The sequence below is a fragment of the Brevibacillus jepli genome (assembly GCF_047229145.1).
In the GTDB taxonomy this organism is placed as follows: domain Bacteria; phylum Bacillota; class Bacilli; order Brevibacillales; family Brevibacillaceae; genus Brevibacillus.
Window position 1 is genome coordinate 90,684 of record NZ_JBFEFW010000010.1, and the last position, 19,570, is coordinate 110,253.

Sequence of the window (19,570 nt, forward strand, 5' to 3'; positions counted from 1 at the left end):
GAGGTGAATATGCGTTATGGACTCCCATATATTGCAATTGTTGCAAGAAGGTGCAACATCTGTCTCCAACCTTCTTTTGAAAATGTATAAACGAATGTCATTGACTGATGATGAGATGATGCTTCTGATTCATCTGCTATCCTTTCAGCAGGAAGGGAATCGTTTCCCGACCTTGACGGAGCTGGAGGAACGCATGTCCATGACGAGCCGGAGATTGATTCAATCTCTGCAAAAGCTCTTAAAAGAAGACTGGATTACGATAGATGAGTTTATCGACCCACAGACGGGAATGCGGCATGAGCAATACAACTTGACCCCGTTGTACAAAAAGCTGTACCAGACTTGGCGAGAGCAGCAAGCAGACCCTAGAATCATGGAGCCGTATATAGAGGTAGCTGTTTCTTTGGATACGGAGCCTGTTGCGATATATGCCCGTTTTGAGCAGGCATTTGGTCGCCCCTTATCGCCATTTGAATTAGAGAGTATTCATATGTGGACCGAACAGGACGGCTATCAGGAAGAATTGATTTTGACCGCGTTGCGTGAAGCAGCAACCGTCGGTAAGCTGCATATACGCTACATCGACAGAATCTTGCTCGAATGGCAAAAGCAACAGATTACAACAGTAGAACAAGCACGTCTTTACAGCTTGAACTTCCGTAGACAAGCAAATGTGAGAGACCATGGGCAACCGCTTTGATTTCACCAAAATCAAGCGGTTTTTTCTATGCCACCGTACACGTACCCATTTTCCTTGTCTGTCATAACATATTACGTAGATGCATGCTTCAGGAGGCGATGATTTGTGGAAAAACGGAAAAAATGGGATCTGTCGCATTGGGTAACACCAGGTGTCTTTTCAGGAAATTATGTCGTAGATGAAGCAGTTCAACGCATTTCAATCGTAAAACCCAATGAAAAGCAGGAAGAAGAAGAAACAGAAAATGTCCAGGAGCTTGTCGTGAACACGAGTGAAGAACAGCAGAAGGAACTCGTTTTGGAGCCTACCTTCGGAATCATTATGAGAGAGCCCGACGAGGCAGTCGGGGATCAAGTTCAAAAGCTTGAACAAGAAGTAAGGGAGCTGAGAGAGGCACTTGCTGCATGGGAGGAGAGATGGAAGAAGCTAGAAGAAAACCATATGAAAGAAATACAGTACTTGTATCGTGTAGTTCTTTCCCTGAAAAAGGAGTGGGAGATCGAGCGAAATGAACATCGCGATCATTAGTCCAGGGCCATTCTCAGTGCCACCCGTCAAAGGAAGTTCGGTCGAACACGATATTGACGAGGTAACAAAGATGATCGATCCATCGCACAAAGTCACGATCTACACCCGTCAATGTGCGACCTATCCATCCTCATCCGTGGAGGACAACCGACAGTTCATACGCGTTCGTTATCAAGGTCCAAAGCCATATTTGCGACGGATTATTAAACAGATAAAAAAGAACAAGCCAGATGTCATTCTCGTAGAAAACAGACCAATTTATGTCTTATCACTGAAACGCCATTTTCCGAAGATTCCAATCTTTGTAAACATGCATTCCCACGTTTACGGTTCCCAGCCGATCATTAGCAAGGAAAATATGCGGCGTGCGGTTCGACAGGCAGCTGGATTTATTACGAATAGCGAATTTTTGCGGCAGCATTTTATAAAGACGTGCAAGATTCCTGCTGCAAAAATTCATGCGGTTCACCTGGGAGTTGATGTCACCCCTTATCAGGTAGCAAAAACCTCGATTAAAAAAATGCGCGAAGAAATCGGATTACTACCTGATGATCGCGTCCTGTTTTACGCGGGAAGACTCATGCGTGGGAAAGGGGTACATGTATTGATCAAAGCCTTTCGCCAAGTGAGCAAGCAAGACCCGAAGGCTAAACTCGTCATTGTGGGAGGGACAGGATACGGTAGCAATCGTTTGAATCCGTATGTGCGCGAGCTCAAACGACTTGCAAAACCGTTGGGCGATAAGGTTCGTTTCGTCAATTTTGTACCTTCCGCAAAGATGCCACTGTACTACCAGATTGGTGATGTAGTGGCGACACCTTCAGTTTGGAAGGAAGCCTTTTGCCGCGTCAATTTAGAGGCAATGGCATCAGGCAAACCTGTGATATCCACTCCGCGTGGTGGTATTCGTGAAGTTGTTACCCACCAAACTAATGGGTTTATCATACCACCAAAAGAGTGGAATAAAGGCTTGCCTGCTGTCTGGGAGCTATTGTGGAGCTCACCTGTGGTCCGGAATGAAATGGGCAAACAGGCCCTGCAGCGAGCAAAGTTTTTTTCCTGGTACGCGACTGCACAAGGCTATCTGAAAGTGTTTGAAAAAGCTGTTCCACAGCGCGAACAAGAGAAACAACAGCTATTAAAAACCGGTTAATTCATCAGGGATTTTGGTAGGTGGTTGCCTTTTCTTTTGCCAATGTGGACGTCTGCCCTGTCCAGCATTCCAGATACGCATACCTTATAAGTATCGCAGAGCACAACTGGGGAGTGATACTTGTGAAAGGGTTAATCTTGTGTGCTGGACGTGGTACGCGACTGCACCCCTTCTCCTATTCGCAACCAAAAACCCTCCTCCCTGTGGCCAACCATCCAGTCCTACACTATTGCATTCGCAAGCTACGGGAAGTGGGCATTCAGGACATTGGCATCGTGATACATCCTTCTCAAGTGCAGATTCCTCCCATGGTGGGCGATGGTAGTCAATTCGGGGCTACCATTACGTTTATCAAACAGGAGGTGCCGTTGGGAATTGCCCATGCAGTCCAACTAGCGCAACCGTTCTTGCAAGACGAACCATTTATTCTGCTGCTAGGTGATAATTTATTGATGGATTCACTTCACGGACTTACACGCGCATTTACCAACAAAAAGTCTGACGGTGTTGTGATGCTAAGCGAAGTAGAGAGACCACAGGATTATGGGATTGCAGAAGTAAACAAAGGAAGACTCATTTCAGTAGAGGAGAAGCCTCGTCAGCCGAAGAGCAATCTGGCGGTTATTGGCGCATACTTGTTTACCACACCAATATTTGAGTCGATTGCAACCCTACAGCCATCTCCTCGGGGCGAACTGGAAATAACGGATGCGATTCAGGCCTTTATTGATCGCGGCTTTAAAATGGCTCATTCCGTCACCAACGGAAAATATTCGGATGTGGGAACCATCGAACGCTGGCTGGAAGCCAATCAATGGATGCTCACGAGGGAGCTCGGCAATCGACATCAAACTGGCAAAGGAAGCATCGTGAAAAACTCGAAGATTACAGGTCCAGTTTTAATCGGAGAGGGCTGTCATATTGAAAATTGCCATATAGGACCGTATGTCTCGATCCAAAATGGCGTGAGCTTGAAAAATTGCGCGCATATCGAAAACAGTATCTTATTGGAAAACAGCTCGTTGCAAGACATTGCATGGAAAATAACAGACAGCGTGTTTGGGCGCTCATCGATGATGATTGGTCAATCTTCGAACAGTTCAGGCGTCTTCATTGTAAGCGACAAATCATCTATTTGTATTCCAGCTGTTAAAAGGGAGGACGTATGAATCCGACCTTTACTGTAGTCATTCCAACGTACAATCGAGCGAAATTTATTCGTAAAGCAATCAGTAGCGTCTTGAAGCAAACATCGAAAGATTGGAAGCTGTTAATCATTGATGATGCGTCTACCGATAAGACGAGGAAAAAAGTCGAAAAATATTTGTTTCATCCCAACATTGAGTATTATCGGATGGAAAAAAACGCAGGGATCGGCAAAGTGATGAATCAAGCGTTGTCGATGGTCGATACCCCTTATCTCCTACAACTAGATTCAGATGATTGGTTACCCAAGCGGACGCTGGCCACGATTAATAAGTACATCAATAAAAGCAGGAAAAGCACGGCTCTTTTCTATGGCAACATCAAAATCTGGAGAGTACGTAAAGGGAGATACTACAATCCATTTCTGGTGAAGCACAAGCATTTCCGTAACAAATATCAGTTTCTCAAGTACAATCGCTGGATGGTAGCTCCTCGTTGCTATCGTGTTGAGGCGCTACGCCAAGTGGGGGGCTGGGATACCTCCGATAAGTTCGGAGGCAGAATCATGGAAGATCGGCGGATCATTTTGCGATTGATCGAAAAATTTCCGGTTCGATTCATCAATCAAAAACTCTACCACAGGACGAAGCACAGAGGGCAACTCACCGATAACAAAATGAAGCGTAGGCGTAATCTCTTGAGGAAAAAAACATTTAAATACTACCTGAAACGATGGGGCAAAAAGTACAGAGCAGTCTACGGCTATCGTGATGGGTATCTCATTATAAGAAGGCTGAAGAAAGTGAGGCGGCGGAGACGATGACAAAAGCGCTGGTCACCGGTTGTGCCGGTTTTATTGGATCTCATTTGACTCAGCGATTATTAAATGACGGCGTGACAGTCGTCGGAATAGACGGGTTTATTGATAATTACGATGTAGCTGCAAAATTGCGCAATCTGGCCGAAATTGGAAATCACCCTACTTTTACCTTCCATTCTACTTCCTTGCATGCCCAGCGTTGGGACGATTGGCTCGATGGAGTAGATGTAGTCTACCATCTGGCGGCCTTGCCAGGGGTGAGGAATAGTTGGGGGAAAGCTTTTATCGATTATGTGAATCATAATGTTTTAGCAACCCAATTTTTGCTGGAGGCTTGCCTGGAAAGAGCGAAGCCGCCTGTCATCGTTGCCTCCTCCTCGTCTTCGGTATATGGAACGATGCAAGGAACGTTAACGAATGAAACCGCACCGCTCCGACCAGTTTCGCCTTATGGTGTCACCAAGGAAGCGATGGAACAAATCTGTTCGGTATACGCCAAAGCATATGGACTCCCGGTTTCGATGCTGCGTTACTTTACGGTATACGGTCCCAGACAACGACCTGATATGGCTTTCCACCGTTTTTTCCGTCAAATGATGAAAGGTGATCCGGTGGTCGTCTATAGTGACGGACAAAAATCAAGAGACTTTACGTTTGTGACGGATGCTGTAGAGGCGAACCTCTTGGCAGCACAACATGCTTCTCCTGGCGAGATTTTCAATGTTGGAGGCGATCGGGAAATCAAGCTGATCGACGTGCTGTCCATCATGAGCGGACTTATGAATGTCACACCGCAAATCTCCTTTCAAAAGGGCCCAGTGGGAGACTCGCTCCGCACATGTGCAGATATCCAATTGGCGAGACAACGCTTGGGATACAATCCACAGGTTACTTTAGAAGAAGGGCTTCGCCGTCAATTAGAGGATATGCGTTTGCAGGCGAAGGGATAATTCACGAATACAGGAGGCCAGTTGCATGCATCGGGTCCTCGTTTATCGCAGAAAGTTTCTTCCCAAGAGTGAAACGTTTATATATGAGCAATTGCTAGGTCATCGAGTGGTCAAACCAGTTGTGTTGACAAGACAGCGAGCCTTTAATCGAAAGCAATTCCCATATTCGCCGGTCTATGTGCGCAAGCGTATGGCCGGCCTCTCCACTTGGATAAGGCGCAAAAAAATTAAATGCTTGCATGCCCGGTTTGGTCCTGCTGGATTAGAATTGCTTCCCTATGCAAAGATAACCAAGCTGCCTCTGATCACTTCCTTCCACGGTTTTGATGCGACCAAGCGCGTCAAAGAAAATCCAAGCTACAGACGGTCCCTCAAGCGTCTATTTCGACAGGGCAAGGCGTTTACTGTCGTGAGTAATCACATGAAAAAGCGATTGATTCGCCTGGGCTGTTCTCCTTCCAAAATTACACTCATCCGTTCAGGAATTGATCTGCGCAAGTTTCCCATGCTGCCATCACAGCCGGTGGAAAATGGGGAGTACCGATTGTTAAGCGTAGGGCGACTGACAGAGAAAAAGGGCATGGATACGCTTATCAAAGCGTTTACCCATGTGCATCAAAAGTATCCGAAGGCCAAGTTAATCATTATTGGCGATGGAGAGGAAAAGAAGAAGCTCAAAAGGCTTATCAAGAAAAACAGGTTAGGCACACAAGTCGTGCTCAAAGGCGCTTTACCACATCGTGAAGTCCAGCGTGAACTGGCCAAGTGTCATTTGTTCGTTATTGCATGCAAGACGGCGAGAAATGGCAATCAGGAGGGAATTCCCAATGTCATCATGGAAGCGATGGCAAGCGGACGTCCTGTCATCTCCACCTATCACGCGGGGATTCCTGAGCTGGTTGAAAACAAGGTGACCGGATATCTTGTCCCAGAAAAGTCACCAACTGAGCTCGGGAAAATGATAAACCGTGTACTAAAGGACAGTCATGAGTGGGCACAGATCACGACAGAGGCTCGCATAAAAGTAGAGAAAAACCACGATATCCATAAGCAACGGATGAAGCTGGAAGAGCTATATTTACGTGTGTCAAAAAAATGATGAGGTGAAGGAATGAAAGTTGCCGTTATCGGGACCGGCTACGTAGGATTGACGACTGCTGTGTCCCTTGCCATGAACGGTCATCAAGTAATTGGAATCGATCTCATTGAATCCAAGGTAGAAAAATTGCGCCAAGGAATCTCGCCGATTTACGAGCCAGGCTTAGAAGAGGCACTGAAAAAAGTATTGGACGAAGGCACCCTTGCATTTTTCACTGATTTGGTAGCGGCGAAAGATTCAGAGATTTTGTTCATCTGTGTGGGGACACCTGAAGCAGCAGATGGTACAGCGGATTTAACGTATTTGCTGGGAGCTGTTTCTGACATCGAAAAGGTCCATTCTCTCGCACCTCAAGAACGCATCATTGTGATTAAGAGTACGGTCCCAGTTGGCACAGGTGAAAAAGTCTCGGCGATGCTGGCAGGCTGCAAAGGGGTGTCTGTTGCATCCAACCCGGAATTTTTACGGGAGGGAAGTGCCCTGTTAGACGCTTTGGAGCCATCACGAATCGTTATCGGCGTAGATAATTCACAGGCAGCTGCTCGCATGGAGGAGCTGTATAAAGGTGTGGAGGCACCACGAGTAATTACAACCAGAGCAAACGCAGAGCTGATCAAATACGCCTCGAATGCGTTTTTGGCAACGCGGATCTCCTTCATGAACGAGCTCGCCCGATTGAGTACGGCACTCGGGACGGATATCGTCACGATTGCAAGAGGGATGGGACTCGATAGTCGAATCGGTCCACAATTTCTACGGGCTGGTGTAGGCTATGGCGGCTCCTGCTTTCCGAAGGATACCATTGCGCTTCTGCAACTCGCAGCAGAGCACCAGATTCGTTTAAGCATTCTCGATAAGGTGCGAGAGGTGAATGCTACACAGCCCCTATGGTTTTTGGACCAGTTGTGTGTGCAACTCCCAGATGTGAAAGGCAAACAGATAGCTGTTCTGGGGTTGACGTTTAAACCAGATACAGATGACATCCGCGAAGCGCCTTCTCTCAAACTAATAGAAGCACTCTTGCAAAAAGGCGCCTTCGTTAAAGCATACGATCCGATTGGAGCCCCTTTTGTGAGCAAGCACTATCCGCAGATCACGTACACACAATCCGCGGAGGAGGCTTTTAATGGAGCGCATGCCGCATTATTGGTCACAGAATGGGAAGAGTGTCTTCAAGTGGATTGGAAACAAATATACCAAAGCATGGCGCAGCCACTCTTGGTAGACGGACGTAATGCATGGCCGATCCAAGATGTAAAGGACGCAGGCTTTCACTATATCGGTGTAGGGAGAAGCTGACTTTTCCATCTTGGGAAAGCTCGGCTTTTTTTCTTTGGGAACGTAGAAGTTCTTGAATGATTTGAACCCGCAGGCATAATACGATAGGATAAACATATGGATGATTTGACCATTTCATCTTACATGGATAACGAGGGAGTGATCACGGTGAATAAAAGCAAAACACTGCCGAAACGCAGTGATGTCCCAGCTGAATTCAAATGGCGCCTAGAGGACATTTATCCAACTGATAATGATTGGGAAGCGGACGTACAAAAAGCGAAGGAACTCACAGGCAAAATCGCAGAAATGAAAGGCACACTGGCTACTTCCGGTAAACAGTTGCTGGCCGTGTTGACTCTGCAAGATGAATTATTGAAGACGCTTGACCAAGTGTACGTCTATGCACGCATGCGCCGTGACGAGGATAATGCGAATAGCAAGTACCAAGGATTGACTGACAAAGCGACCAGCCTAAGCACGCAGGTATACGGTTCGATTTCGTACATACAGCCAGAGATTTTGGCGATCCCGACAGAAGACTTGCAAACGTGGCTAAAAGAAGTAGAAGGCCTCGAGCACTACCGCATTCTTTTGGAAGAGATTACCCGCTTCAAGCCACATACGCTATCCGCTGAGGAAGAAGCATTGCTGGCCAACATGAGCGAGATTGCGTCCTCTCCTTCCAAAATATTTGGCATGCTCAACAACGCTGACATGAAATTCCCGATGATTACGGATGAAAACGGGGAAGAAGTAGAGCTAACCAAGGGACGCTATACGCAGTTCATGGAAAGCAAAGACAGACGGGTGCGCAAGGAAGCATTCGAGGCGTTGTATGGCACGTATGGCAAGTTCCGTAACACGATTGCGGCTTCGTTGACATCCGCCATCAAAGGGGATGTTTTCTACGCACGTACGCGAAAATACCCGTCTGCTCTGTATGCAGCCTTGTTTGCTGATAATGTAGAGCTCCCGGTATACGATAACCTGATTGCAACGATTCACGAGCATCTCCCGCTTATGCACCGCTACATTGCTTTGCGCAAAAAATTGTTGGGTGTAGATGAGCTGCACATGTACGATTTGTACGTGCCAATCGTTCCAGAGACGGACATGAAAATCCCGTATGATCAGGCCGTAACGACCATTAAAGAGGCGCTCCATCCACTGGGTGAGGAATATGGGCGTATTCTGGAAGAGGGCTTCTCGAATGGTTGGATCGACGTGCATGAAAACGAAGGGAAAACGAGCGGAGCGTATTCCTGGGGTGCCTACACGACACACCCGTTTGTGCTCATGAACTATCAGGACAATGTGAACAACATGTTTACGCTTGCGCATGAGATGGGGCATGCTTTGCACAGCTACTATTCCAATCACGCGCAGCCGTATACGTATGCCGATTACAAGATTTTCGTAGCAGAAGTGGCATCCACACTGAACGAAGCACTCCTGATGAATCATTTGCTCGAAACGACGACGGACAAGAAGCAGCGCATGTACCTGATTAACCACTATCTCGAGCAGTTCCGTGGCACGGTATTCCGTCAAACGATGTTTGCTGAATTCGAGAAGCTTATCCACGCAAAAGAAGAGCAAGGGGAACCGCTGACTGCAGATTCACTCAGTGAGATGTACCGTGAGCTTAATGTGGCCTACCACGGCCCAGACATGGTGGTAGACAGCGAGGTAGATTTAGAATGGGCACGCATCCCTCATTTCTATCGCGGCTTCTATGTGTATAAGTACGCTACGGGCTTCTCGGCGGCGACGTCTCTCTCCAAGCAGATTTTGGAGGAAGGCCAGCCAGCCGTGGATCGCTATTTGCAGTTCCTCAAGGGTGGCAGCTCCGATTACCCACTCAATCTGCTTAAGGGCGCAGGCGTAGATATGACTTCTCCAACACCGATCGCGGAAGCCTTGAGTGTCTTCAAGGAATTGCTCGAAGAACTGGAACAGCTAGTCGAACAGAAATAAGAAATGGTATCCGAAAGGCAGTTCAAGTCCAAGACTTGGCTGCCTTTTTTCAGTTTCTATGGAAAACGCCTCCTAAAATGTACATTTTGTAAAATTTTTCTTATAACTCGTCCAAAATAAGGTAACTTTCCCATTTTCCTTGCGTATCTATTTATGCGCTAGGAGGTGCTGGTCTCCGTCTAGAGGCGGATATGAATTTCCACCCGCTGACTGTTTTGCAGTAAAGGTAAAAACTGGCACAATTACGCCATGAGGAATGATTGTGAAAATTTGGAGGAATTCTTGTGAAAAAACGGGCATCGATTATTTTGGCTTCACTCATGCTGATCACAGCAGGTTGTTCTGGTGGTGCTGCACCGGAAGCTGCACCGCCAGTTGAGGCGAAAGCAAAGGCAGTAGAGGTAGTTAAGGTTCAAAAGGCAACAAAGCCAGTGATGCTCTCAGTCACAGGGATGGTAGAAGCCAAACGGGACGCGGTGCTGTCGTTTGGTACAGGCGGAACGATCTCAGCGATCTCCGCCACCAAAGGAGCAAAAATCGCCCAAGGTCAGTTATTGGCCACATTGGATACGCGATACCAGCAAAAAGAAATTGCAGCGGCACAGGGGCAGGTGGAGGAAGCAGCAGCACGTAAAATCAAGACGTTAAAGGGAGCGACACAAGAAGCACTCGAACAGAAGCGCCTGCAGGTAAAAAGTGCGCAAGACAGCTTGGATAAAGCAAAGCAGGATCTCGCAACAAGCGAAAAGCTGTTTGCTGGCGGAGCCATTTCGCAAAACGAAATAAATGCGAATAAACGGGCCGTTACGCAAGCAGAGATTACACTGCGTGATGCTCAGCTGTCTCTGAATGAACTGCAAAAAGGAGCGGAGCCAGAAGATGTCATGGTCGCCAACGCTTCGATTAAAGCTGCAGCAGGCGGTGTAGACCGTGCAAGGAAGACCTTGGATGATGCGAAAATTCAAGCGCCATTCGCAGGAACAGTCGTCGATGTGAACTTGCAAATTGGTGAGCAGGTTTCACCCGGTCAGGAAATCATTCGACTCGTTGACCTGTCCGAAGTGAAGGTAGCCTTGGATGTTTCCAATGATTTGATCAGCCAGTTCCGTGAGAAAACGAAGGTGCATGCTTTGTCGGACGACGGAAAGAAAAGTGAAGGAACCATTGCCTTTATTTCACCAGTTGTAAACAAGAATACAGGTAAGTACCGCGTCGAGATCGCCATTCCGAATGCAGATGGTTACTGGCGTGGGGGAATGGCAGCGACAATTGAGTTGCCACGTCAAGTGAATGGCTTCCTGGTGCCGCTGGAAAGTGTCGGTGTGAGTCAAACCGATCATTACGTGATGGCAGTAGAGAATGGACTGATCGTTAAAAAAGCAGTGAAGACCGGTCAAATGGTCGGAGACTCCATCGAAATCGTATCTGGAGTAAAAGAAGGCGACCAGCTCCTGCGTAGTGGAATTACATTCTACGTCGAAGGGCAAAAAGTAGAGGCGAAGGGAGAATAAGCATGAACAAGATCATTCTCTTTTTGCTCAAAAGACAGCTCATCGTCTACTTATTTACATTCTTGCTCGTCATTGCAGGCTTGGGGTCCTTATTCAGCTTTAATATCGAACTCGTTCCAAAGACGAACTTCCCTAACATTAACGTAAGAATTTCCGGTGGTGCACTGCCTCCAGAAGAGATGGAAGAAAAAGTAACGAAGAAAGTAGAACAAGAGCTAAAATCGATTAGTGATATTAATAAATACTCTTCTTCAACAAGTGCTGGCTTTGTCAGAATCAATATTACTGCAAATGAAGGCAAAGGTGAGCAGGTTAAGCAAGATGTACAAAATGCTATCAACCGTCTCCGAAACGGTTTTCCGAAAGCCGTTGACTCTGTAGACATCTACCAGGACAATCTGGGTAGCGATCAAATGATTGATTTTGCCATCGTGGGAGCAGATCCGAAGACCATGCTGAGTTTGGCAAAAACCTCGATCAAGGACCGCATTGAAGAAGTCGAGGGAGTCAAGGAAGTATTCATAGAAGAGAAAAGCTTCGAGAACAAAATTGCGATAACCCTTTTACCGGATCGATTGAATGCGTATCAAACGACCCCAGCGAATGTTATCTCACAGCTTCAGGACACGAATTGGAAGCAAGGGATTGGTACATTGGAGAACGTAGGGTTTGATACGGTTGTCATGATTGACAATACTTATCAGACTCCGCAGGAAATACAGGCACTGCCAATCGACACGCCAAAAGGAACCATCTCACTGGATCAACTGGCACAGATTGAAGACATGCGTGGAAAAGTAAAAGACTACGTCGCCCTGACAAACAGTGCCGTGTTTATTCAAATCAGCGTGTCGCGGGCTGAGGGCTATGACTTGATCACGACCCAAAAGCAAGTAGAAGATGTCGTTCGCGAGATAAACGCAGAAGCAAGCGGCAAATACAACATCAAGGTCATGTTCGAAGGAGCTTCCTTTGTCGAGCATGCCGTGAGCAACCTCAGCCGGGATGTCATGATTGGTGGAGCGCTTGCGATCATTATCTTGTTCGTCTTCCTTCGCAACTGGAGGGTCACACTCGTCATCGCTACGACATTGCCACTCTCTGCGTTCATGACGTTCATCGCGATGAAGCTCGCAGGCTACAACATAGATATGATCAGCTTGCTGTCGCTGAGCTTGTCAGTCGGCTTGATCGTCGATGCCGCAATCGTCGTATTGGAAAGTATTTATCACTACCGGGAAAAGGGCGAAGAGCTGAAGCAGGCAATCATTAAAGGAACGAAAGAAGTTTTGACGCCTGTGTTCACCTCGCAGCTCACGATCATTATCGTCTTTTTGCCACTTGTTTTTGCGGATTTTGAAGACTGGCTGAAACCGATTTTGGCCACCATCGCCTTTACGGTATCCGCTGCCATTATTGCATCAACAATTGCTGCTTTCTTCTTCGTCCCTGTGTTTTCCAATCGCTTCTTGCAGAATGATAAGCATGTGTCGCTAGAAGGAGAAGGCAAGGAACACTTTATTATTCGCGTATTCAGCGGCATTTTGAATGTAGCGATCAACCACAGGATTAAAACGATCTTACTCGCAGTAACTTTGCTGGTTGGTTCCGTGTTCCTCACTCCGTTTATGAAAATGGGTCAAGGGCTCAATCCAAACGAAAATATCATCTTTGCCAGTATGAAGATGCCAACTGGTGCAACACTCGAAACAGCTCAAAAAGCAGCCATCACCGCGGAAGCATCGCTGCGCGAGCTCCCGGAAATCAAGGATGTATTCTTCTTTGCTTCCAAGGAAGACGCAACACTATTCCTCTCCCTGATTCCGAAGTCGGAAAGAACGCGGGATAAGGACGCTCTGAGCGAAGATATTAACAATCGACTGAATGCTGCCCCAGGAATCGAATCTGTCTCCATGTCTTTTGGACAACAAGGCGGAAGTGGCCCGATCCAACTGGAAGTTTTCGGGGAAGATATGGAAGTCATGCAGAAGGTCGCAACCGATCTGGAAGCGATGCTCGGCACGATTAACGGGGTAACCAACATTAGCAACGATTTTAAAGAAGGAAAAGAAAAAGTTACGCTCGTCCCAAAACAAGAAGCACTTACCAGACTGAATGTAGATCACCGTTCGCTTTTGCAACAACTGAGTGTGTTAATCGGCAGCCAACAAATTACGTCCATCACACAAGATGGAATTGAAGTAGACGTCGTTGCCAAGATGCCGGACAACTGGCTGAAGCATCCGGATCAGCTCAAAACGATTATGGTGACTGCAAAAGACGGAGCAGCAGTGCCTTTGTCAGACCTGGTAGAGGTAGAGTACAGCAAGTCTCCGATCACGATCGTGCGACAAGAAGGCGAACGCATCGTGACAGTTTCTGCCGAGATGGTGGGAACTGAATTAGGGGAAGTAGGCCGTGCGCTTGATGAAAAATTGCCAACCGTACCTGTACCAGCAGGATATAGTGTGGAAATCGCCGGTCAACTGAAAGCGCAAAGCACGAACATGAACCAAGGGATCTTCGTATTCTTAGGTGTTCTGGCTCTGATTTACGTCATCATGGTTGCCCAGTTCGGGCGGATGTCCCAACCATTTATCATCATGCTGACGATTCCGATGGCCTTGGTCGGCGTTGTGCTTGGATTCGTCCTTACGCAGCGGACATTCGGTGAAATGGCGATGATCGGAATCATCATGCTTGTCGGTATCGTCGTATCCAATGCGATTCTTTTGATCGACAGGATCAACCTGCTGCGCAAGCGTGGAATGGAAACCGCAGAGGCGATTATCCAAGGGACCAAGGAACGTATTCGTCCCGTCATCATGACGAAGCTGACCGCAATTTTGGGAATGCTGCCGATGGGTCTAGCAATGGCGGAAGGCTCCGATTTGGAAGCGCCGCTTGCCACAGCCGTTATTTCCGGCTTGATCTTCCATACCATCGTCACACTGGTGCTCGTTCCTGTCCTGTACTCCCTGTTTGAAGGGGCAAAGGCAAGAAGACTGGCACGCAAGGCAGCTCGTCAGGCGAAACGCGAAGCAAAACGAGAGGCGAAACAAAACAAAGATAAGGACGTACCTCCGACAGAGGTATAGTGATCGGAAGAGAAGGGGAGCATGTGCTGGCCCCCTTCTCTTTTGCTTTTCCTTCGTCTGAAAGTTCTGTAGAATAGAGAGATCAAGATACATACATGAGTGAACCATGAAAGGAGCATGCATATGGATCTATTTTTGCAAGGAAAAACCGCTCTGGTACTCGCGTCATCAAAAGGATTGGGAAAGGCAACAGCGCAATGCCTTGCCGAAGAGGGAGCGAATGTCACGATATGCGGTAGAGATGAAGCTGCTCTGGAAATCGTTCGTGCCGAGATCGAACAGGCTACTGGCAAATCTCCTCTTGCAGTAGCAGTGGATGTGACGAAAGAAGAAGATATCAAGCGAGTTGTCGAAGCAACGGTCCAGCATTTTGGCAGCGTCGATATATTAATTAACAATTCAGGTGGTCCTGCGACAGGCAGATTCGAACAGCTGACGGATGAACAGTGGATGCAAGCCTTCCAGTTAAATTTGCTTAGCTATGTTCGAGCTATTCGTGCTGTTTTGCCTCATATGCGAGCGAACCAATTTGGAAGAATCATCAACTTCGCTTCCTCGTCCTTTAAACAGCCGATTGAGAATTTGCTTTTGTCCAATACGTTTCGTACAGGGGTATTGGGCCTTTCCAAGACGCTTTCTTCAGAACTCGGGCCAGACGGAATTCTCATTAACACCATCGGACCTGGCAGAATCGCGACGGATCGAGTGGCACAGCTAGATGGGATGACAGCAGAAGCAAAAAGTATGAGTACTGATGAAGTAAGACAAAATTGGGAAAAACAAATCCCATTGGGCAGATACGGTCAGCCTGACGAGTTCGCACGGATGGTGACATTCTTGGCTTCCCCGGCAAACAGCTACGTGACAGGTCAATCGTTCCTCGTCGATGGTGGCTTGATTCGTGCGATCTAATAAAAGAGAGGAGAATTCCTTTGAGTAAAGAGAGTTCATTTGATATCGTGTCCAAGGTTGAATTGTCCGAAGTAAACAACGCGATTCAGACCGCATTAAAGGAAATAGAAAATCGCTTTGACTTCAAAGGGAGCAAGAGCAGCATCTCCTTGGAAAAGGAAGAGCTCGTCCTTGTCTCCGATGACGATTTCAAGCTCAGTCAGGTAAAAGACATTTTGCTTGGCAAGCTCGTCAAACGGGACGTACCCATCAAGAACCTTGACTACGGCAAAATTGAACCGGCAGCGGGCGGCACTGTCCGTCAACGAGTGAAGCTGGTGCAGGGAATCGACAAAGACAATGCGAAAAAGATCAATAGCATTATCAAAGATACAGGGGTCAAAGTGAAAACACAGATTCAAGATGACCAAATTCGCGTGACGGGCAAAAGTAAAGACGAATTGCAGCAAATCATCAGTGCGATTCGCAAGGCTGATCTGCCATTGGAAGTACAATTTATTAACTACCGCTAACTACTAGAGGTTGCTCAAAAAAGTGTCTTTTACCTACTAGAAAAAGTTTTTGCTTCTAACTCTCTTCACTCTCGCATATGCATGTACAAATAAGTGACAAGCACTTGCGAAAGGGAGAGTAGAGACATGAAAGTCTTTATTATCAGTATGCGCAATCTCATTTTGGGCGGAATCGTTTTTCTTGTAGTGCTGGTGGCGGGAATCGTGCTTTTGGTCAAAGACCCGCTAAACGTCTCTGACTCTTATCGTCCGTCAGAACCGACCGCGCCTGTTACAGCGACTGCACCCTTGAATCAGCCAGCAGGCACTGAAAAGCCGGCGCTGAATATGGAGGTTCAGGTGGATGGTACGACGGCAGAAGTATCCTTGCTCACAGAGAACTTCACGTTTGTTCAGGAAAATGGCGAATTGGCCGACACTCCAGTCTTTGGAGAAGGGCACGCTCATTTATACCTGAATGGGGAACCCAAAGGGATGATTTATCAGCCTGAGTTTTTACTGAAAAAGCTGCCAAAGGGAGAGCATGAGATTCGGGTAGAGCTCAACTACAGCAACCACCTGCCATACAAGGTAGAAGCTACGAAAAAAATCGTCGTGCAGTAATATAGATGGCGTTCCACAACAGGGACGCTTTCTTTTTTCGTCTAAAGAAAGGGGCGATCATGATATGTCAAAATCGTCATCGTCGAGGGAAGAATTATTAGCGGGCGGAAACGTAACGAACGTTTACCGTTCTGGCAATACAGTTAGAAGGGAAGTAAAGCCAGGAAGCAAGAACATCCATGAATTATTGAAGCACTTGGAAAGAAAAGGCTATCCGTATGCGCCAAAATTTTTAGGTATGGATGAAAAGGGGAGAGAAATCCTGTCCTTTATTGAAGGAGAGGCTGGTCATTATCCCTGGAAGGAATATATGAAGGCAGACGAAGCGTTACAAGAAATAGCGAAAATGCTTCGGCTATATCATGATTGTGTGAGTGATTTTCCATTCGATGATCAGTGGCAGTCGTTGGATCACACTCCTGGCCCGCGTGAAGTTATCTGTCATAACGACTTTGCTATGTACAATATCATTTTCCATCAACAATTCCCGATTGGCATTATTGATTTTGATTTAGCGGCTCCGGGTCCAAGACATTGGGATGTCGCCTATACGCTCTATACCTGCGTGCCTTTAAGTAGATTTTCTTTTACTGAATCTGGAGAAAAAATCCATTACCAACCACTGCTGCATGCCAATCAGCGAAAACAGCGAGTGGCCTTGTTTTTTGAATCGTACGGGATGGAAATGAAGGAAGGTACGCTAGAAATGGTCTTGCTTCGTTTAGAAGGACTATGCAAAACCATTGCCAGAAAAGCCAGTGAAGGCGATGCTGCTTTTCAAAAGATGGTCGAAGAAGGACATATTCTACACTATCAAGAAGACATCGCATTTATCAAGGAACACAAGAACGAATGGTTATAGGACGATAACGGAAAAAGAAGGGATTGCGGCGTAAAAGAAGAATCCTATGCACGATAGGCAGAAAAGTCTGAATGTTTTGGGGGTGCTTGTATGATACATATGACCACAATCGGCAACATGTTAGACGACACAGCCAGTAAGTATGATGAGAAGGAAGCGCTCGTTTATCACGAGAGAGCGCTTCGCTATACGTTTGGGCAATTTCAAGCAATATGCAATCAGGCTGCACGGGGATTTATGTCACTTGGCATTCAAAAAGGGGAAAATATCGCGATCTGGGCAACGAATGTGCCAGAGTGGGTGATCTCCCAATTTGCCACAGCGAAAATGGGCGGAGTGCTGGTGACCGTCAATACGAGCTACCGTGTACATGAGCTGGAATATTTACTGCGCCAATCAGAATCGACGACGCTTTTATTAATGAATTCCTATCGCGATGCGGATTATCTTGCCATGATTCAAGAGATTTGCCCGGAGCTTTCGACATGTGAGCCTGGAGCCCTTCAGTCCAAAAGACTCCCGCATCTAAAAAACGTGATCTATTTGGGAAATGAACGGCAGGCCGGAATGTTCCTGTGGAGTGACTTGCTCGAACGTGCGGCATTGGTCTCGGAAGAAGAACGTATGGCGCGTCAGGCGTCGCTTACTCCTGATGATGTCATCAACATGCAGTACACATCCGGGACAACCGGTTTTCCAAAGGGAGTCATGCTGTCGCATGTCAATATCGTCAACAATGCCATCAAGGTAGCAGAATGTCAGCGGCTCGGTTTAGAGGATAAGGTGTGTATTCCTGTACCGTTTTTTCACTGCTTCGGTTGTGTAATGGGGACCTTGGCATGTGTGGCGACAGGAGCGACGATGGTTCCTGTCATTGCATTTGATCCCGGAGTGGTCCTTGAGGTTGTGGAAGCTGAACGCTGCACCGCGCTTTATGGCGTACCCACCATGTTTATTGCCGAGCTGAATCATTCGACTTTTGCAGAGCGTGATGTGAGCTCGCTGCGTACAGGCATTATGGCTGGCTCTTTATGCCCGATTGAGGTCATGAAGAAGGTCGTCGATCAAATGGGAATCCGTGACATTACGATTGCGTACGGACAAACCGAGGCATCTCCAGTCATCACTCAGACGATACCAGAGGATTCTCTCGAGCGAAAAGTAGCAACAGTCGGTCGTCTGCATGCAGGGGTAGAAGCAAAGATCATCGATCCGGCAACAGGTGAGATTTTGCCGCCCGGCGTACAAGGTGAGCTGTGCACCCGTGGTTATTTGGTCATGAAAGGCTATTACAACATGCCTGAGGAGACAGCAAAAGCGATCGATCGCGAAGGCTGGCTGCATACCGGAGATTTGGCAACCGTCGATGAAGAAGGCTACTACCGAATTACTGGCAGACTTAAAGACATGATCATTCGTGGTGGCGAAAATATTTATCCACGTGAGGTGGAGGAATTCCTCTATACGCATCCAAAAGTACTAGACGTTCAAATTGTGGGTGTCCCTGATGCCAAATACGGAGAGCAGGTATTGGCGTGCATTCGAGTAAAACCACACGAGACAATGACGGAGGACGAGGTGCGGGCATATTGTGAAGGGAAAATCGCTCATTACAAGATTCCTCGCTACATCCAGTTTGTTGACGAGTATCCGATGACGGCTTCCGGCAAAATTCAAAAGTTCAAGCTGCGGGAACAAGCGTTGGAGCTGTTTGGTCAGAATCATCCTAATCAAACAGGAACAGCATAGGAGATGAAAAACGTCAGGGAGAGGTTCCTGGCGTTTTTTTAGATAGTTCTTTACTTTCTAGCAACTCTTCACTAAGATAAGTGAAAATAAAAAGGGGAGAGGTGCAGCTTAACATGGAAGTTCGATTTTTGGGACCAGACGATGCAGAAGAGTTGGTAAAGATTAGACTAGAAGGGCTGCAAACAGACCCGGATGCATTTGGCTCTACCTATGAAGAGGCAATATCCGTGCCGATGGAAGAATGGGTAAGAAGACTCTCTCAAGGAGAATCAGGGAATAGCGGTTACTTTGGAGCTTTTGTGGAAGGAAAGCTGGCTGGCATTATCGGTTTTTTCCGTCACAGTGGGCAAAAAGCATGTCATAAGGCCTCTATTATCTCCATGTACGTACGTGAAGGACATCGCGGAACAGGGATCGCACAAGCACTCATGGAGGCCGAGCTGGCATACTTGAAGAAGCGGGGAGATATCGACACGGTCCAGCTCGCTGTCGTAACGAGTAATCCTGCAGCGATTCGACTCTATGAAAAAATGGGCTTTATCCCATATGGTTTGGAAAAACGGGCGCTGAAAGTCGGAGATCAATACTTTGATGAGAGCCACATGTACATTCTAGTATAGGGAAAACAGGAAAAAGCGAAGGCACATGATAGCTGTTGCCTTCGCTTCT

General features: G+C 47.1%; 17 protein-coding genes. All 17 read left to right on the forward strand.

The window, feature by feature from the left end:
• Window positions 1–16: 16 nt before the first annotated feature.
• The 17 genes from AB1L17_RS12945 (at window position 17) to AB1L17_RS13025 (ending at window position 19,521) form a co-directional block, all read left to right on the forward strand.
• On the forward strand, window positions 17–700 hold the full coding sequence (locus AB1L17_RS12945) for a DnaD domain-containing protein (RefSeq protein ID WP_412845247.1): 684 nt from the start codon (window positions 17–19) through the stop codon (window positions 698–700).
• 105 nt (window positions 701–805) lie between these two features.
• Window positions 806–1,228, forward strand: a complete 423-nt coding sequence (locus AB1L17_RS12950) for a hypothetical protein (protein WP_412845248.1) — start codon at window positions 806–808, stop codon at window positions 1,226–1,228.
• Window positions 1,209–2,381, forward strand: coding sequence for a glycosyltransferase family 4 protein (locus AB1L17_RS12955; protein ID WP_412845249.1), 1,173 nt, complete (start codon window positions 1,209–1,211; stop codon window positions 2,379–2,381). The genes AB1L17_RS12950 and AB1L17_RS12955 overlap by 20 nt, the downstream gene beginning before the upstream one ends.
• Before the next feature lie 122 nt (window positions 2,382–2,503).
• Entirely contained in the window at window positions 2,504–3,550 is a 1,047-nt protein-coding gene (locus AB1L17_RS12960; RefSeq protein ID WP_412845250.1) for a glucose-1-phosphate thymidylyltransferase, read from the forward strand.
• On the forward strand, window positions 3,547–4,350 hold the full coding sequence (locus tag AB1L17_RS12965) for a glycosyltransferase family 2 protein (protein WP_412845251.1): 804 nt from the start codon (window positions 3,547–3,549) through the stop codon (window positions 4,348–4,350). Before AB1L17_RS12960 ends, AB1L17_RS12965 begins: the two co-directional genes overlap by 4 nt.
• A complete protein-coding gene (locus AB1L17_RS12970) occupies window positions 4,347–5,297 on the forward strand; it encodes an NAD-dependent epimerase/dehydratase family protein (protein WP_412845252.1) in 951 nt (316 codons plus the stop codon). The genes AB1L17_RS12965 and AB1L17_RS12970 overlap by 4 nt, the downstream gene beginning before the upstream one ends.
• Window positions 5,298–5,322: 25 nt before the next feature.
• Entirely contained in the window at window positions 5,323–6,396 is a 1,074-nt protein-coding gene (locus AB1L17_RS12975; protein WP_412845253.1) for a glycosyltransferase, read from the forward strand.
• Window positions 6,397–6,408: 12 nt separating this feature from the next.
• The gene (locus tag AB1L17_RS12980; RefSeq protein ID WP_412845254.1) at window positions 6,409–7,695 is read left to right on the forward strand and encodes a UDP-glucose dehydrogenase family protein; all 1,287 of its coding nucleotides are present in this window, start codon (window positions 6,409–6,411) and stop codon (window positions 7,693–7,695) included.
• A gap of 96 nt (window positions 7,696–7,791) precedes the next feature.
• Entirely contained in the window at window positions 7,792–9,654 is a 1,863-nt protein-coding gene (gene pepF, locus AB1L17_RS12985) for an oligoendopeptidase F (protein WP_412845255.1), read from the forward strand.
• Window positions 9,655–9,938: 284 nt separating this feature from the next.
• Complete coding sequence (locus AB1L17_RS12990; RefSeq protein WP_412845256.1) at window positions 9,939–11,165, forward strand: efflux RND transporter periplasmic adaptor subunit; 1,227 nt, start codon at window positions 9,939–9,941, stop codon at window positions 11,163–11,165.
• 2 nt (window positions 11,166–11,167) lie between these two features.
• Window positions 11,168–14,263: an efflux RND transporter permease subunit gene (locus AB1L17_RS12995; protein ID WP_412845257.1), complete on the forward strand. Its 3,096-nt coding sequence runs from the start codon at window positions 11,168–11,170 to the stop codon at window positions 14,261–14,263.
• Window positions 14,264–14,386: 123 nt separating this feature from the next.
• Window positions 14,387–15,175 (forward strand): SDR family oxidoreductase, encoded by a 789-nt coding sequence (locus tag AB1L17_RS13000; protein ID WP_412845258.1) that lies wholly within the window; start codon window positions 14,387–14,389, stop codon window positions 15,173–15,175.
• 20 nt (window positions 15,176–15,195) lie between these two features.
• Window positions 15,196–15,687: a YajQ family cyclic di-GMP-binding protein gene (locus tag AB1L17_RS13005; protein ID WP_412845259.1), complete on the forward strand. Its 492-nt coding sequence runs from the start codon at window positions 15,196–15,198 to the stop codon at window positions 15,685–15,687.
• 126 nt (window positions 15,688–15,813) lie between these two features.
• On the forward strand, window positions 15,814–16,290 hold the full coding sequence (locus AB1L17_RS13010; RefSeq protein ID WP_412845260.1) for a hypothetical protein: 477 nt from the start codon (window positions 15,814–15,816) through the stop codon (window positions 16,288–16,290).
• Window positions 16,291–16,354: 64 nt separating this feature from the next.
• The gene (locus tag AB1L17_RS13015; protein WP_412845261.1) at window positions 16,355–17,152 is read left to right on the forward strand and encodes an aminoglycoside phosphotransferase family protein; all 798 of its coding nucleotides are present in this window, start codon (window positions 16,355–16,357) and stop codon (window positions 17,150–17,152) included.
• Window positions 17,153–17,242: 90 nt separating this feature from the next.
• Window positions 17,243–18,901, forward strand: coding sequence for an AMP-binding protein (locus AB1L17_RS13020; RefSeq protein ID WP_412845262.1), 1,659 nt, complete (start codon window positions 17,243–17,245; stop codon window positions 18,899–18,901).
• A 113-nt stretch (window positions 18,902–19,014) separates the two neighbouring features.
• Window positions 19,015–19,521 carry a GNAT family N-acetyltransferase gene (locus AB1L17_RS13025; RefSeq protein ID WP_412845263.1) on the forward strand — a complete coding sequence of 169 codons (507 nt, stop codon included), beginning with the start codon at window positions 19,015–19,017 and terminating at the stop codon, window positions 19,519–19,521.
• The last annotated feature ends 49 nt before the right edge of the window (window positions 19,522–19,570 follow it).

Coding starts and splice junctions, on each gene's coding strand:
- AB1L17_RS13025 (WP_412845263.1), top strand. CDS start 19,015: ATGGAAGTTCGATTTTTGGGACCAGACGATGCAGAAGAGTTGGTAAAG.
- AB1L17_RS12980 (WP_412845254.1), top strand. CDS start 6,409: ATGAAAGTTGCCGTTATCGGGACCGGCTACGTAGGATTGACGACTGCT.
- pepF (WP_412845255.1), top strand. CDS start 7,792: ATGGATGATTTGACCATTTCATCTTACATGGATAACGAGGGAGTGATC.
- AB1L17_RS13010 (WP_412845260.1), top strand. CDS start 15,814: ATGAAAGTCTTTATTATCAGTATGCGCAATCTCATTTTGGGCGGAATC.
- AB1L17_RS12970 (WP_412845252.1), top strand. CDS start 4,347: ATGACAAAAGCGCTGGTCACCGGTTGTGCCGGTTTTATTGGATCTCAT.
- AB1L17_RS12955 (WP_412845249.1), top strand. CDS start 1,209: ATGAACATCGCGATCATTAGTCCAGGGCCATTCTCAGTGCCACCCGTC.
- AB1L17_RS12975 (WP_412845253.1), top strand. CDS start 5,323: ATGCATCGGGTCCTCGTTTATCGCAGAAAGTTTCTTCCCAAGAGTGAA.
- AB1L17_RS12965 (WP_412845251.1), top strand. CDS start 3,547: ATGAATCCGACCTTTACTGTAGTCATTCCAACGTACAATCGAGCGAAA.
- AB1L17_RS13015 (WP_412845261.1), top strand. CDS start 16,355: ATGTCAAAATCGTCATCGTCGAGGGAAGAATTATTAGCGGGCGGAAAC.
- AB1L17_RS13020 (WP_412845262.1), top strand. CDS start 17,243: ATGATACATATGACCACAATCGGCAACATGTTAGACGACACAGCCAGT.
- AB1L17_RS12995 (WP_412845257.1), top strand. CDS start 11,168: ATGAACAAGATCATTCTCTTTTTGCTCAAAAGACAGCTCATCGTCTAC.
- AB1L17_RS13000 (WP_412845258.1), top strand. CDS start 14,387: ATGGATCTATTTTTGCAAGGAAAAACCGCTCTGGTACTCGCGTCATCA.
- AB1L17_RS12945 (WP_412845247.1), top strand. CDS start 17: ATGGACTCCCATATATTGCAATTGTTGCAAGAAGGTGCAACATCTGTC.